General features: G+C 55.5%; 12 protein-coding genes. 7 read left to right on the top strand and 5 right to left on the bottom strand.

Annotated elements, in window-relative coordinates; genetic code table 11:
* Positions 1–9: 9 nt before the first annotated feature.
* From CAG25_RS05780 to CAG25_RS05760, 5 genes are all read right to left on the bottom strand, one after another.
* Positions 10–219, bottom strand: a complete 210-nt coding sequence (locus CAG25_RS05780) for a KTSC domain-containing protein (RefSeq protein WP_085610740.1) — start codon at positions 217–219, stop codon at positions 10–12.
* Positions 220–1,989: an ATP-binding protein gene (locus CAG25_RS05775; RefSeq protein WP_085610739.1), complete on the bottom strand. Its 1,770-nt coding sequence runs from the start codon at positions 1,987–1,989 to the stop codon at positions 220–222.
* A complete protein-coding gene (locus tag CAG25_RS05770) occupies positions 1,982–3,205 on the bottom strand; it encodes an SIR2 family protein (RefSeq protein WP_085610738.1) in 1,224 nt (407 codons plus the stop codon). The genes CAG25_RS05775 and CAG25_RS05770 overlap by 8 nt, the downstream gene beginning before the upstream one ends.
* 103 nt (positions 3,206–3,308) lie before the next feature.
* The gene (locus CAG25_RS05765; protein ID WP_007951068.1) at positions 3,309–4,559 is read right to left on the bottom strand and encodes a ribonucleotide-diphosphate reductase subunit beta; all 1,251 of its coding nucleotides are present in this window, start codon (positions 4,557–4,559) and stop codon (positions 3,309–3,311) included.
* A gap of 554 nt (positions 4,560–5,113) precedes the next feature.
* Positions 5,114–5,374 (bottom strand): DUF2790 domain-containing protein, encoded by a 261-nt coding sequence (locus tag CAG25_RS05760; protein WP_011335542.1) that lies wholly within the window; start codon positions 5,372–5,374, stop codon positions 5,114–5,116.
* A gap of 452 nt (positions 5,375–5,826) precedes the next feature.
* Between CAG25_RS05760 and acs the strand changes: the two genes are divergently transcribed.
* From acs to argR, 7 genes are all read left to right on the top strand, one after another.
* Positions 5,827–7,782: an acetate--CoA ligase gene (gene acs / locus CAG25_RS05755; RefSeq protein WP_085610737.1), complete on the top strand. Its 1,956-nt coding sequence runs from the start codon at positions 5,827–5,829 to the stop codon at positions 7,780–7,782.
* A 715-nt stretch (positions 7,783–8,497) separates the two neighbouring features.
* Positions 8,498–9,271, top strand: coding sequence for an ABC transporter substrate-binding protein (locus CAG25_RS05750; RefSeq protein WP_011335541.1), 774 nt, complete (start codon positions 8,498–8,500; stop codon positions 9,269–9,271).
* A 91-nt stretch (positions 9,272–9,362) separates the two neighbouring features.
* Complete coding sequence (locus CAG25_RS05745; protein ID WP_007951063.1) at positions 9,363–10,052, top strand: ABC transporter permease; 690 nt, start codon at positions 9,363–9,365, stop codon at positions 10,050–10,052.
* The gene (locus tag CAG25_RS05740) at positions 10,049–10,747 is read left to right on the top strand and encodes an ABC transporter permease (RefSeq protein WP_039772064.1); all 699 of its coding nucleotides are present in this window, start codon (positions 10,049–10,051) and stop codon (positions 10,745–10,747) included. The genes CAG25_RS05745 and CAG25_RS05740 overlap by 4 nt, the downstream gene beginning before the upstream one ends.
* A 1-nt stretch (position 10,748) precedes the next feature.
* A complete protein-coding gene (locus CAG25_RS05735) occupies positions 10,749–11,861 on the top strand; it encodes a succinylglutamate desuccinylase/aspartoacylase family protein (RefSeq protein ID WP_085610736.1) in 1,113 nt (370 codons plus the stop codon).
* A 23-nt stretch (positions 11,862–11,884) separates the two neighbouring features.
* Positions 11,885–12,649 carry an ABC transporter ATP-binding protein gene (locus CAG25_RS05730; protein WP_003227281.1) on the top strand — a complete coding sequence of 255 codons (765 nt, stop codon included), beginning with the start codon at positions 11,885–11,887 and terminating at the stop codon, positions 12,647–12,649.
* 112 nt (positions 12,650–12,761) lie between these two features.
* Entirely contained in the window at positions 12,762–13,742 is a 981-nt protein-coding gene (gene argR / locus CAG25_RS05725) for a transcriptional regulator ArgR (protein ID WP_085610735.1), read from the top strand.
* Positions 13,743–13,783: the final 41 nt, after the last annotated feature.

The raw sequence follows: 13,783 nt of genomic DNA, 5'->3' as shown, positions 1-13,783 counted from the left end.
CGGTGGATGTCAAACTTGCTGGAAACTGTATATGTTTCTAATGTTTGCGTGAAAGAATGAGCCTACAGAGCTAGCATCAATTAAATCTGTATAAGTATGTTCTGGAACATCGTAATAATCATATATTGTCCCATTGTTGAACTCGACTTGTAGGGTTGAGGTGCCTGCGTCATAACCCACGCTGGCAATATTGCTTGAGCTAACGGGTGTTCTTTCCATTTACGTTTTCTCCTTTAGCGTTTCCTGGTTTCGCCAGGCCGATACTAATATTTCATAATTTTCCTGTTTTCGTTCAGTAGACCAGTTTTTTGATACATCTGGATCTTTACTGTTTGGATATTTGTCGGGAGGTAATATGCTTATTCTGCATCGTGTTGGAAGTTTTGCAGCCTCTCCAACTATTACGGCTTCGCCTGTTCTGAGAACAGGGAGAGAGTCGATTATTCCTGCAAGTCCCTCTGACATCGCAGATTTTACAATTCCTCTATCTGTTGAGTTGTTAATTCGAAGGGCGATGATCGTTCCGCATTGCGATAAAATTGTTTCATCTATTTCTGATGGTCTTTGGCTTACAATCATAGCGCCTATGCCAAACTTTCTCCCTTCCTTAGCAATTCTTTGAACCATATGTTTCGCCAATCCGCTCTCGGATTTCGAAAGGTATCTGTGTGCTTCTTCAAGTACTACCAGTAGGGGACGATTTTTCATGCCGGAAGAAAGGTTTCTTCCCCATAGCGCTGACTCGAATAAGATATCTAAAATTGAACCAAGAAGTAGGCTTAGTCGCGTGGATGGCATTCCAGATAAATCTAGAATTGTTATTGGTTTGTCGTGCCCTAGCCACTCAGCTAAAAGCTGATCTAAGTCTTTCTGAATTGCTCCATCTTTGTCTGGATTCCAAGGACCTGGGTTTAGAAGGAATGAGTATTGAGAATCAAGCAGTCTAGACTTCATCAACTCGAGCTGTTTTTTGATCACTCCGGGCCCACCTTTCTGTGGCGGGCTTCTTCCGGCACCTGGCGGTGTGAATTTCGGTGATACTAACGTATCAAAGTCACCTTTCGATGTATAAGCTGGATCTGTTTGCGCGTCATCATTCCAATTTACAGTGTCGTCGTGATAAAGGTCGTACCAGATTTTTTTTATTCTGTACGGCAAGGGAGTGAAGCCAGTTATTTTTTCTGGATCAATCCCTTTGATTTTGTTTGTGGTAAGTGAAAGCTTCTTTTCCTCAATCGTTTTGTCTAGGTATTGAGTCTTGGCGGATTCATTTAAATTTCCGCATAAGAAGTCGATAAGGCTTTCGGGGGAAATGCACCAGTACGGAATAAAAAGTTTATTCTCGCTTTCTGGAGTTACCGAAAAAACTTTAGCGATGTCTCCTAGTGCGGAGGCATATTCGCCGTGAATGTCAATTAATAGTACCCTGGATGATGGGAGTTTTATTAGATCGTCATGTAGTACGAGTGACCTTAAAATTGAGGCAGTGCTTGTAGACTTTCCGGAGCCGGTAGAGCCTAGTATGGCGGAATGCCTAGATACCAGTTTGTCTAGATCAATACTGACATCGATGCCGTCAGAGCTTGAAAGCTTTCCGATTCTAAATTGACTTTTATCTGATTTTCCAAAGACCTTTAGTAAGTCACTATCGACAACAATATGCACATCATCGCCGATGCTAGGGTACTCGCTGATACCCCTGTCAAATTCACCACCTATGATTTCTCCAATCAACTCCACCCGTATCCAGCGCCTTTGGCTGAGAAATTTTTGGTCATTTTCTAAACTTGAGGACTCATTGGATTCGGAAATCACGCCAAACAGCTGATTGTATCCAAGCGGAATTTTTACGAAGCTTCCTACTTGTCCAATTCTGTAGTTTTTACCTTCCAGTATAGTTATTCCAGAACTCATACTGTCGGCAAGTTCAACCGCTAAGGAAGAGCTAGATACTGAGCTTATACTGCCTAAAAGTGTTGGGCTACGCATTTTGGTTATCTTCCTCAATTTTTTGAGGAGGAAAAAGATCGAGTACTTGGCTTAGGCTCTCTAGCGGTATATCTTCAAATTTAACTCCGAATTCCCCACCGGCAGTTGCCAAAAAGCGTGTCAGTGTTTTGAAGTCACCAAGTAGGAACTTTTCGTCTATGTAATATTCTTCTCTAATTGATTCCCAGTTTTTGGCTGGTAATATTCCTGTTCGCCATTTTGCCTCCACTCCATTAATTATCGCACCGTCCCTACAGAAGATGCTTGCATTAGGGCATTTCAAGGCAATTTCGCGTGCATATGGTTCGTCGGATAATTTGTTATATTGGAAGGCAAATAATGCTGCTGATGGATTGGCGATCAAGCTTTCTATTATTTTGGAAGATATATGTGCGTCAGCAAAAGAAAAACCAGAACAAATCAAAAGCGTGTCTGGCTCCAACAGGAAGTTTTTAAACCTTTCAAAAAGCGAGGAAAATGGAGCCGCTTGAGTCTGATCGTACTTGATATGTGAGGGATAGACCATGCTGGTGTTTTGCGAGTGAGGTAACCTAATGACCTCATTGCTCGGTCCAATTTCCCAGCCGATTGAGCCATGCAGTTTCCATACTCTCACCCATCTTGGTGGAAGATCATTTCTTGATATGCTAGATGGATCAAAAAATGCATTTCTGGAGCCGCTAAATCCATCAAAATAAGGAGTTTTAACTCGCTCTAGCGCCTGCTCTAAAAGTAGGTCGTAATTTGTAGTAAAAACCTCTATGCCGTGCTTTCTATTAATGCCGTTAACCCAGGAAACTAGTTCGCAATAAGGTGTTGGACTGCAGGGTAGCTCTCGATCAACCACTTTTCTAATAGAATTGCATATGTTGTCAGTCAGGCTTGTAAAGTCATTGCTGTCGTAGCCATATACTTTAGAAGCCCCTATAACATCAGCGAGCGCTCTAATTTTTGAGAGGACTTTCTCAAAGTTTTTGTCTTCTATCGATGATTCGATTTCTTCGAAGACTTTCAAGTCTTCGGGGGATAAATCTGATTTAATAGCTTTTGTTAGACCTACAACGTTTGGGATCAGCGGCTCCCATGCATCTTTTCCTACATTAATGCTCACAGGAGCTCCAGCGCCGAGGAGTATCCCAATTTTTTTCTTGCCATTGGTTATGATCTGGCGAAAGCCAAACATGTATTGGTCAGGGTTATGCACGGACTCGTTCATGCCAGTTCCTTAGCTAAAAAAAAGCCCTGCATGAGCAGGGCCTTTTTTAGCTACCCTAACAACCATGTAAGGTAGACTCTTATTGCATGGCGTTACGCCACTGTCAATCCCAGCTCAACGCACCACCAGTCTGATACTCAATAACCCGAGTCTCAAAGAAATTCTTCTCTTTCTTCAAGTCCATAATCTCGCTCATCCAAGGGAACGGGTTAGTCGTCCCTGGGTACTCTTCCTTCAAACCGATCTGCGACAGACGACGGTTAGCGATGAACTTCAGGTAGTCCTCCATCATCGCAGCGTTCATGCCCAACACACCGCGAGGCATAGTGTCACGCGCGTATTCGATTTCCAGCTGAGTGCCTTGCAGGATCATCTGCGAAGCTTCTTCCTTCATTTCGGCATCCCACAGGTGTGGGTTTTCGATTTTGATCTGGTTGATCACGTCGATGCCGAAGTTCAGGTGCATGGATTCGTCGCGCAGGATGTACTGGAACTGCTCGGCGACGCCGGTCATTTTGTTGCGGCGGCCCATGGAGAGGATCTGGGTGAAGCCGCAGTAGAAGAAGATGCCTTCCAGAACGCAGTAGTAGGCGATCAGGTTGCGCAGCAGTTCTTTGTCGGTCTCTACGGTGCCGGTGTTGAATTCCGGGTCGGAGATGGCGCGGGTGTATTTCAGGCCCCAGGCGGCTTTTTTCGCGACCGACGGGATCTCGTGGTACATGTTGAAGATCTCGCCTTCATCCATGCCCAGCGATTCGATGCAGTACTGGTAGGCGTGGGTGTGGATCGCCTCTTCGAACGCCTGGCGCAGGATGTACTGGCGGCATTCCGGGTTGGTGATCAGGCGGTACACGGCCAGGGCCAGGTTGTTGGCCACCAGGGAGTCGGCGGTGGAGAAGAAGCCGAGGTTGCGCATCACGATGCGGCGCTCGTCGTCGGTCAGGCCTTCCGGGTTTTTCCAGAGGGCGATGTCGGCGGTCATGTTGACTTCTTGCGGCATCCAGTGGTTTGCGCAGCCGTCCAGGTATTTCTGCCAGGCCCAGTCGTACTTGAATGGCACGAGCTGGTTGAGGTCGGCGCGGCAGTTGATCATGCGCTTTTCGTCAACGGCGACACGGGCGGCGGAGCCTTCGAGTTCGGCGAGGCCTTCGGCGACGTCGAGGGAATCCAGTGCAGCCTTGGCGCGGGCCACGGCGGCCGAGTCTTCGGCGGTCACGGCGCGGGCTTCGAGGGCGGCGGCACCGCCGGCGCTGTCGAGGCGGTCCATGTTGGCTTCGCTAGCGTGGCCGGCATTGGCGCCTTTCACTGCTGCTACTTCACTGTCTTCTTTGTCGAATTCGTCCCAGCTCAGCATGACGTGTCGTCTCCTGCGTGAGGGCCTGTGCCCGTGTGAAAACTGATTGTTGGTTTTTCACACGGCCGTACAGGCCGCGTTGGATGTCGTTTTTTGCAGCGGTGCTACGCAGGCAATAAACAGAAAATTTTTACGGGTTTCCGAGAGCCTCTGACGGGCGCAGGCCAGCGTTGTCGCTGCTGCGGGGCTTCAGAATGGCTTTGATCCCTGTAAGGGAATATTGCTGACCCGATTAGGGCGGCATTATAGGGAAAAAAACACGGGCGTGGGGGAGGGCGAAACAGCGCAGGGCGGTCGAGCGCGCGGGTGATTTCGATCGGAGCGAGGGTTTACAGGGCTTTCGCCGGGATTGGCCCCGGAGAATTTTTTTTCATTAATTTTTTGGCGTGTGATTGATTGCTCAAAAAACGAGCAAAAAAACGCGTTTTTCACTATATCTTGTGTTTTGCAACCCTTTTGCGCCGCTTCAAACACAACTGAGCCCGACCAAAGCCGGGCTGGAATCGACCCTCGATGTTGCGCTGAGTGATCCGATTCGGTGCAGTCTCAACGCATCAATTGGTGCAGCCGTTACCCATGATGCTGTAACGCAGAATGTGACGCTGACCCTTGGAGTCGTCGTACTCCATTTTTGCAGGAACAACTTCGCAGACATTTGGAACTTCGCTCATCGATACAACTTTGGCGATGTCCAGGTGAGTGGAGTAAGTGTATTCCTCGATAGCCGGTTGTTGCTGTGCGACATCAGTCGGAACCTCGTCTGCCATGGCGGTTGCGCACAGACTGCTGAGGGCCAGAACCAATAAAGCTTTCATTTGAAATTTACCTTCTTGAGGTCGAGTGGGGTCACGCAACCTTTTTGGGGTTGCGTGTGGAACTTCATCGTTTTGCTTTGTTACTTCAGAACTGGATTAACGGCCTTCGTGGGGGCTGTAACCTTGTTAATCGCTTTGCCTTGTCGGCGAGGTGAATTTTAGGGAGGCGGGGCAGGGGTAAACAGACCTGGTTTTGATAAACACCTTTGGCAGATTTGGTAACAATCCTTGGAGAGGGTGTTACCAGCGCTGCGGCTTTCTCGGGAAACCGGGTCGTCCGAATCGCTGGCAGGCCAGCTCCCACAAGGGTTGCGGGGGTTGCTTCAGGGGTGTCTGTGGCATTTCTGGATGTTTTGTAGGGGCTTGTTACTACCATCGTCGAATGGTTCTATACGGGCGCCCCGGCTACAACAGGGTCATACAAAAACAACTATTACACCGAGGTAGGAAAGATGAGTGCGGCTTCCCTGTATCCCGTTCGTCCCGAGGTTCTGGCCAATACGCTGACCGACGAGGCGACCTACAAAGCCATGTACCAACAGTCGGTCGTCAATCCTGACGGCTTCTGGCGTGAACAAGCCAAGCGCCTCGACTGGATCAAGCCTTTCACCACGGTGAAACAGACTTCGTTCGACGATCACCATGTCGACATCAAGTGGTTTGCCGACGGCACCCTGAACGTTTCCTACAACTGCCTCGACCGTCATCTGGCCGAGCGCGGCGACCAGGTCGCCATCATCTGGGAAGGCGACGATCCTTGCGAAAGCCGCAACATCACCTACCGCGAACTGCACGAACAAGTGTGCAAACTCGCCAACGCCCTGCGTGGCCAGGACGTGCACCGCGGCGACGTGGTGACCATTTATATGCCGATGATCCCCGAAGCCGTGGTCGCCATGCTGGCCTGTACCCGGATCGGCGCGATTCACTCGGTGGTGTTCGGCGGTTTCTCGCCGGAAGCCCTGGCCGGTCGCATCATCGACTGCCGCTCGAAAGTGGTGATCACCGCTGACGAAGGCATCCGTGCCGGCAAGAAGATTTCCCTCAAGGCCAACGTCGACGACGCCCTGACCAACCCGGAAACCAGCAGCATCCAGAAAGTCATCGTGTGCAAGCGCACCGGCGGCGACATCAAGTGGAACCAGCATCGCGACATCTGGTACGAAGACCTGATGAAAGTGGCGGGCACCGTTTGCGCGCCGAAAGAGATGGGCGCCGAAGAAGCACTGTTCATCCTTTATACCTCCGGCTCCACCGGCAAGCCGAAGGGTGTGCAGCACACCACCGGCGGTTACCTGTTGTACGCGGCCATGACCCACGAGCGCGTATTCGACTACCGTCCGGGCGAAATCTACTGGTGCACCGCCGACGTGGGCTGGGTCACCGGTCACTCCTACATTGTCTATGGCCCGCTGGCCAACGGCGCGACCACGCTGCTGTTCGAAGGCGTGCCGAACTATCCGGACATCACCCGGGTGGCGAAGATCGTCGACAAGCACAAGGTCAACATCCTCTACACCGCGCCGACCGCGATCCGCGCGATGATGGCCTCCGGCACAGCGGCTGTTGAAGGCGCGGACGGCAGCAGCCTGCGTCTGCTCGGTTCGGTGGGCGAGCCGATCAACCCGGAAGCCTGGGACTGGTACTACAAGAACGTCGGCAAATCCCGTTGCCCGATCGTCGATACCTGGTGGCAGACCGAAACCGGCGGCAACATGATGAGCCCGCTGCCGGGCGCCCATGCGCTGAAGCCGGGTTCGGCGGCACGTCCGTTCTTCGGTGTGGTGCCGGCGCTGGTGGACAACCTTGGCAACATCATCGAGGGCGAGGCCGAGGGCAATCTGGTGATTCTCGATTCGTGGCCAGGTCAGGCGCGCACCCTGTACGGCGACCACGACCGTTTCGTCGATACCTACTTCAAGACTTTCCGTGGCATGTATTTCACCGGGGACGGTGCGCGCCGTGATGCCGATGGTTACTACTGGATCACCGGTCGCGTGGACGACGTGCTCAACGTCTCCGGCCACCGCATGGGTACTGCCGAGATCGAAAGCGCGATGGTTGCTCATCCGAAAGTCGCCGAAGCGGCGGTGGTCGGTGTGCCGCACGACATCAAGGGGCAGGGCATTTATGTCTACGTCACCCTGAAAAATGGCGAAGAGCCGAGCGAGCAACTGCGCCTGGAGCTGAAGAACTGGGTGCGCAAGGAGATCGGTCCGATCGCTTCGCCGGACGTGATTCAGTGGGCGCCGGGGCTGCCGAAGACCCGTTCGGGCAAGATCATGCGCCGCATCCTGCGCAAGATCGCCACGGCTGAATACGAAGGGTTGGGCGACATCTCCACCCTGGCCGATCCGGGTGTGGTGCAGCATCTGATCGATACGCACAAGACTATGAACGTCGCGTAAGCGGCGGGTCTGAAGTGCAGAAAGCCCTGTCCGGTTTCGCCGGGTGGGGCTTTTTTGTGTCTGATGTTTTTGTAGCGTCGGGGTGGGCCTCTTCGCGAGCAAGCCCGCTCCCACATTGGGATTGTGTTTGGCGCGGATCAAGTGTGGGAGCGGGCTTGCTCGCGAAGACGGCCTGTCATTCTCCGCAGTGTTCCGCTGTCTTACCTCATCGGCGTCCAGCCAATAATTATCGGTTTCACTTGTCAGAACATTCCCACTGTTACCCGTTCGCCTTCAAGTAACCGAATGTGTAACCGCCCGCCCCGCAACGGGGCAATGAGAAACGCATCGCCCCGTTTTAGAGCCTCAAAACACTCGGTGAAAAATAAGACATAACCCCGCGCTTGCCGGATTAGAAGGGTTTGCGAATAATAGGCCCGCAATTTGCAGCATAGATCGGTTCATTGTCTTTCGCTCTTGCATGAAATTGCAGGGCTGTCAATGTGCTCAGGCGGGTTTCTCGGTGCATCTGTAATTAGTTGTCGCATTGAAGAAATATCGGCTTCGGGCCTGTCGTTAGAATGCCGATCACTCGCTCGTCGTGGCTTGCGTTGAAGCCTTCGCGGTTTTGACTGGAACTGTCCCACGCACGCAGCAACCGATTTCGTTACACCCATTCGCATATTGGGCTGTCGCTCACTCTGCCGTTTTTGCCCTTTACCGATGGAGTCCCAAGATGAAGAAACTTGTGCTGCTTGGCGCCCTGGCACTGTCCGTGCTGTCCCTGCCGACATTCGCCGATGAAAAGCCTCTGAAAATCGGTATCGAAGCGGCTTACCCTCCATTCGCCTCCAAAGCCCCGGACGGCAGCATCGTCGGTTTCGACTACGACATCGGCAACGCGCTGTGCGAAGAAATGAAGGTCAAGTGCCAGTGGGTCGAGCAAGAGTTCGACGGTCTGATCCCGGCACTGAAAGTGCGCAAGATCGACGCGATCCTGTCGTCCATGTCGATCACTGACGACCGCAAGAAGTCCGTGGACTTCACCAACAAGTACTACAACACCCCGGCCCGCCTCGTGATGAAGGAAGGCACTCAGGTCAGCGAAGGTCTGGCTGAGTTGAAAGGCAAGAACATCGGTGTGCAGCGTGGTTCGATCCACGAGCGTTTCGCCCGCGAAGTCCTGGCCCCGCTGGGTGCCGAGATCAAGCCGTACGGCTCGCAGAACGAAATCTACCTCGACGTGGCCGCCGGCCGCCTCGACGGCACCGTGGCGGACGCTACGCTGTTGAATGACGGCTTCCTGAAAACCGACGCCGGCAAAGGCTTCGCGTTCGTGGGCCCGGCGTTCACCGACGTCAAATACTTCGGCGACGGCGTAGGCATCGCGGTACGCAAGGGCGACGCCCTGAAAGACAAGATCAACACCGCCATCGCGGCCATCCGCGAGAACGGCAAGTACAAGGCAATCCAGGACAAGTACTTCGACTTCGACATTTACGGCAAGTAAAGACGTCGCTCGACCCGTCCGAAATGGCGCAAGCAACAGGATCTCTGCGGTTTGCGCCATTTTTTCATCCCAACTTTCGAGGACCTGAATCATGTTGAAAGGCTACGGGGCTGTCATCCTCGATGGCGCTTGGCTGACGCTTCAGCTCGCCTTGTCGTCCATGGCCCTGGCCATCGTTCTCGGGCTGATCGGCGTCGCGTTGCGCCTGTCGCCGGTGCGCTGGCTGGCGTGGCTGGGCGATCTGTATTCCACGGTGATTCGCGGGATTCCCGACCTGGTGCTGATCCTGCTGATCTTCTACGGCGGTCAGGACCTGCTCAACCGCGTCGCACCGATGCTCGGCTATGACGACTACATCGACCTGAACCCGCTGGCCGCCGGTATCGGCACCCTTGGTTTCATCTTCGGTGCGTACCTGTCGGAAACCTTCCGCGGCGCGTTCATGGCGATCCCCAAAGGTCAGGCCGAAGCGGGCATGGCGTACGGCATGAGCAGCTTCCAGGTGTTCTTCCGCGTGCTGGTGCCACAGATGATCCGTCTGGCGATTCCGGGCTTCACCAACAACTGGCTGGTATTGACCAAGGCCACCGCGCTGATTTCCGTGGTCGGTCTGCAGGACATGATGTTCAAGGCCAAGCAGGCGGCCGACGCCACCCGCGAGCCTTTCACCTTCTTCCTCGCAGTGGCGGCGATGTACCTGGTGATCACCAGTGTCTCGTTGCTGGCGCTGCGTCACCTTGAGAAGCGCTACTCGGTAGGCGTAAGGGCGGCTGATCTATGATCTTCGACTACAACGTCATTTGGGAGGCCCTGCCGCTGTACTTCGGCGGTCTGGTCACGACCCTCAAGTTGCTCGCGCTGTCGCTGTTCTTCGGTCTGCTCGCGGCCCTGCCGCTGGGGCTGATGCGTGTGTCCAAGAACGCCGTGGTCAACGGCGCGGCCTGGCTGTACACCTACGTGATTCGCGGCACGCCGATGCTGGTTCAGTTGTTCCTGATCTACTACGGTCTGGCCCAGTTCGAAGCGGTGCGTGAAAGCTTCTTGTGGCCGTGGCTGTCCAGCGCAACGTTCTGTGCGTGCCTGGCGTTCGCGATCAACACCAGCGCCTACACCGCCGAAATCATCGCCGGCAGCCTGAAGGCCACGCCGAACGGCGAGATCGAAGCGGCCAAGGCCATGGGTATGTCGCGCTTCAAGATGTACAAGCGCATCCTGCTGCCATCGGCCCTGCGTCGGGCGCTGCCGCAGTACAGCAACGAAGTGATCATGATGCTGCAGACCACCAGTCTGGCGTCCATCGTGACCCTGATCGACATCACCGGCGCGGCCCGTACCGTCAACGCGCAGTTCTACCTGCCGTTCGAGGCGTACATCACCGCCGGCGTGTTCTACCTGTGCCTGACCTTCATTCTGGTGCGCCTGTTCAAGCTGGCCGAGCGTCGCTGGCTGAGCTACCTGGCCCCGAGGAAGCACTGATATGGAACGCATCGACCACGTTCTGCCGTGGAGCCACTTGGGCAGCGAGCGCCGGATTTCGGTTTTTCGTTTCGGCAGCGGCGAGCGCAAGGCCTACATCCAGGCCAGCCTCCACGCTGACGAACTGCCCGGCATGCGCACTGCCTGGGAACTGAAAAAACGCCTCGGCGAACTCGAAGCCAAGGGCCTGCTCAACGGCGTCATCGAACTGGTGCCGGTGGCCAACCCGCTGGGTCTCGGCCAGTTGCTGCAAGGCAATCATCAGGGCCGTTTCGAGGCCGGCAGCGGCAAGAATTTCAACCGTGATTTCGTCGAGCTCAGCGCCCCCGTGGCCGCCAGGCTGGAAGGACAACTCGGTGATGATCCGCACGCCAACATCCGTCTGATCCGTCAGGCAATGGCCGATCACCTGGCCGCATTGCCCGAGGCCAGCAGCCAGTTGCAAGGCATGCAGCGCATCCTGCTGCAACATGCCGCCACCGCCGATGTGGTGCTGGACCTGCATTGCGACTGCGAAGCCGCGCTGCACATGTACGCCTTGCCGCAACACTGGCCGCAGTGGCGTTCGCTCGCCGCGCACCTGGACGTGAAGGTCGGTTTGCTGGCGGAAGACTCCGGCGGCAGCTCGTTCGACGAGGCCTGTTCGCTGCCGTGGCTGCGCCTGTCGCGGCTGTTCCCGGACGCGCAGATTCCACTGGCGTGCCTGGCGACCACCGTCGAACTCGGCGGTCAGGCTGACACCACGCCGACGCAGGCCGAAGCCTGGGCCGAAGGCATTCTGGCGTTCCTCGCCGAGCAGGGCCTGATCCGTGGCGAGTGGCCGAGCGCGGCGCACGAGCCGTGCGAAGGCATGCCGTTCGAGGGCACTGAATTGCTCCTGCCGCCGCATCCGGGGGTGGTGAGTTTTCTGCGCAAGCCCGGCGAGTGGGTTGAAGCCGGTGACAAGATTTTCGAAGTGATCGATCCGCTGTCGGATCGGGTCAGCACGGTGTGTGCTGGTACGTCCGGGGTGCTGTTTGCCATTGAGCGGCTGCGTTACGCCCAACCCGGTTTCTGGCTGGCCAAAGTGGCGGGGCGCGATGCGCTGCGCGACGGCCCTTTGCTCAACGACTGACTGTTTTTGTGAGAACCGACCGCATGTACAAACTTGAAGTCCAAGACCTGCATAAACGCTATGGCAGTCACGAAGTGCTCAAGGGCGTTTCCCTGAAAGCGGCGGCCGGCGATGTGATCAGCATCATCGGCTCCAGTGGCTCCGGCAAAAGTACTTTCCTGCGCTGCATCAACCTGCTCGAGCAGCCGCACGCGGGCAAGATCCTGCTCAACAACGAAGAGCTGAAACTGGTGGCGAACAAGGACGGCGCGCTGAAAGCCGCTGATCCGAAGCAACTGCAACGCATGCGTTCGCGCCTGTCGATGGTGTTCCAGCATTTCAACCTGTGGTCGCACATGACCGCGCTGGAAAACATCATGGAAGCGCCGGTTCATGTCCTCGGCGTGTCCAAGGCCGAAGCCCGCGAGAAAGCCGAACACTACCTGAACAAGGTGGGTGTGGCCCATCGTAAGGACGCGTTCCCGGGGCACATGTCCGGTGGCGAGCAGCAGCGTGTGGCAATCGCCCGTGCGCTGGCGATGGAGCCGGAAGTGATGCTGTTCGACGAACCGACTTCGGCCCTCGACCCGGAACTGGTCGGCGACGTGCTGAAAGTCATGCAGGCCCTCGCTCAGGAAGGCCGCACCATGGTGGTGGTGACCCACGAAATGGGCTTCGCCCGTGAAGTGTCGAACCAGTTGGTGTTCCTGCACAAAGGCGTCGTGGAAGAAAGCGGCAACCCGCGTGAAGTGCTGGTCAATCCGCAATCGGAACGTTTGCAACAATTCCTCTCGGGCAGCCTCAAGTAATCGCTCCCGTTATGCACCAGATTAGGTCATGCTGCGCAGCGCGCCAGATGGTCTAATTTGGTTGCAGCCGATTTCGGTTTTTCCCTCTGTTTACGTTTCGGATCGCCCGCCCATGACTGCCCATCGAATTGGTTTCCTGATTTGGCCCAGCACTAAAGCTCTGACTTTGGCGCTGGCAGAGGAGGCCTTGCGTGTTGCCCAGCGTGTGCATCCGGATGTGGTTTACGAATTGTCGTTCCTGCAGGCCGAAGCACCGACTGACGGTGAGTGGCAACTGCCCGGCGAACCCTGGGCCGGCAAACTCGAAAACTTCCAGAAACTGTTCCTGCTCGCCGATGAGCCACCGACGACTTTGGCGCCGGCACTCAGCAGCGCGCTCAAGCAATTGGTACGCGCCGGTTGTGTGATCGGTGGTTTGTCGGCTGGCGTGTATCCGCTGGCGCACCTCGGTCTGCTCGACGGCTATCGCGCAGCGGTGCACTGGCGCTGGCAGGACGATTTCGCCGAGCGCTTCCCGAAAGTCATCGCCACCAGCCATCTGTTCGACTGGGATCGCGATCGTCTGACGGCGTGCGGCGGCATGTCGGTGCTCGATCTGTTGCTGGCAGTGCTGGCACGTGATCACGGCGCGGAACTGGCCGGTGCTGTGTCCGAAGAACTGGTGGTCGAGCGCATTCGTGAAGGTGGTGAGCGTCAGCGCATTCCATTGCAGAACCGTCTCGGCTCCAGCCATCCGAAGCTCACCCAGGCGGTGTTGCTGATGGAAGCCAACATCGAAGAGCCGCTGACCACCGACGAAATCGCCCAGCACGTGTGCGTGTCCCGTCGCCAGCTGGAGCGGATCTTCAAGCAATACCTCAACCGCGTGCCGAGCCAGTATTACCTGGAACTGCGCCTGAACAAGGCCCGGCAGATGCTGATGCAGACCAGCAAGTCGATCATCCAGATCGGCCTGTCGTGCGGTTTCTCCTCGGGGCCGCATTTCTCCAGCGCCTATCGCAACTTCTTCGGCGCCACGCCACGGGAAGACCGCAACCAGCGGCGCAGCAGCAGCCCGTTCGAATTGTCCTCGGTGCCGCCCGAGCGCGGTTGATGCCGGGCATCAGCGTCTCCAGAGAGCTGATGCTCCGGGTC

It is taken from the genome of Pseudomonas sp. B16(2017) (assembly GCF_002113205.1).
GTDB lineage: Bacteria > Pseudomonadota > Gammaproteobacteria > Pseudomonadales > Pseudomonadaceae > Aquipseudomonas > Aquipseudomonas pharyngis.
Note: the sequence above shows the minus strand (reverse complement) of the source record. Positions and strands in the feature narration are given on the sequence as shown.

Coding starts and splice junctions, on each gene's coding strand:
- CAG25_RS05730 (WP_003227281.1), top strand. CDS start 11,885: ATGTACAAACTTGAAGTCCAAGACCTGCATAAACGCTATGGCAGTCAC.
- CAG25_RS05770 (WP_085610738.1), bottom strand. CDS start 3,205: ATGAACGAGTCCGTGCATAACCCTGACCAATACATGTTTGGCTTTCGC.
- CAG25_RS05740 (WP_039772064.1), top strand. CDS start 10,049: ATGATCTTCGACTACAACGTCATTTGGGAGGCCCTGCCGCTGTACTTC.
- argR (WP_085610735.1), top strand. CDS start 12,762: ATGACTGCCCATCGAATTGGTTTCCTGATTTGGCCCAGCACTAAAGCT.
- CAG25_RS05735 (WP_085610736.1), top strand. CDS start 10,749: ATGGAACGCATCGACCACGTTCTGCCGTGGAGCCACTTGGGCAGCGAG.
- CAG25_RS05775 (WP_085610739.1), bottom strand. CDS start 1,989: ATGCGTAGCCCAACACTTTTAGGCAGTATAAGCTCAGTATCTAGCTCT.
- CAG25_RS05750 (WP_011335541.1), top strand. CDS start 8,498: ATGAAGAAACTTGTGCTGCTTGGCGCCCTGGCACTGTCCGTGCTGTCC.
- CAG25_RS05760 (WP_011335542.1), bottom strand. CDS start 5,374: ATGAAAGCTTTATTGGTTCTGGCCCTCAGCAGTCTGTGCGCAACCGCC.
- CAG25_RS05765 (WP_007951068.1), bottom strand. CDS start 4,559: ATGCTGAGCTGGGACGAATTCGACAAAGAAGACAGTGAAGTAGCAGCA.
- CAG25_RS05745 (WP_007951063.1), top strand. CDS start 9,363: ATGTTGAAAGGCTACGGGGCTGTCATCCTCGATGGCGCTTGGCTGACG.
- CAG25_RS05780 (WP_085610740.1), bottom strand. CDS start 219: ATGGAAAGAACACCCGTTAGCTCAAGCAATATTGCCAGCGTGGGTTAT.
- acs (WP_085610737.1), top strand. CDS start 5,827: ATGAGTGCGGCTTCCCTGTATCCCGTTCGTCCCGAGGTTCTGGCCAAT.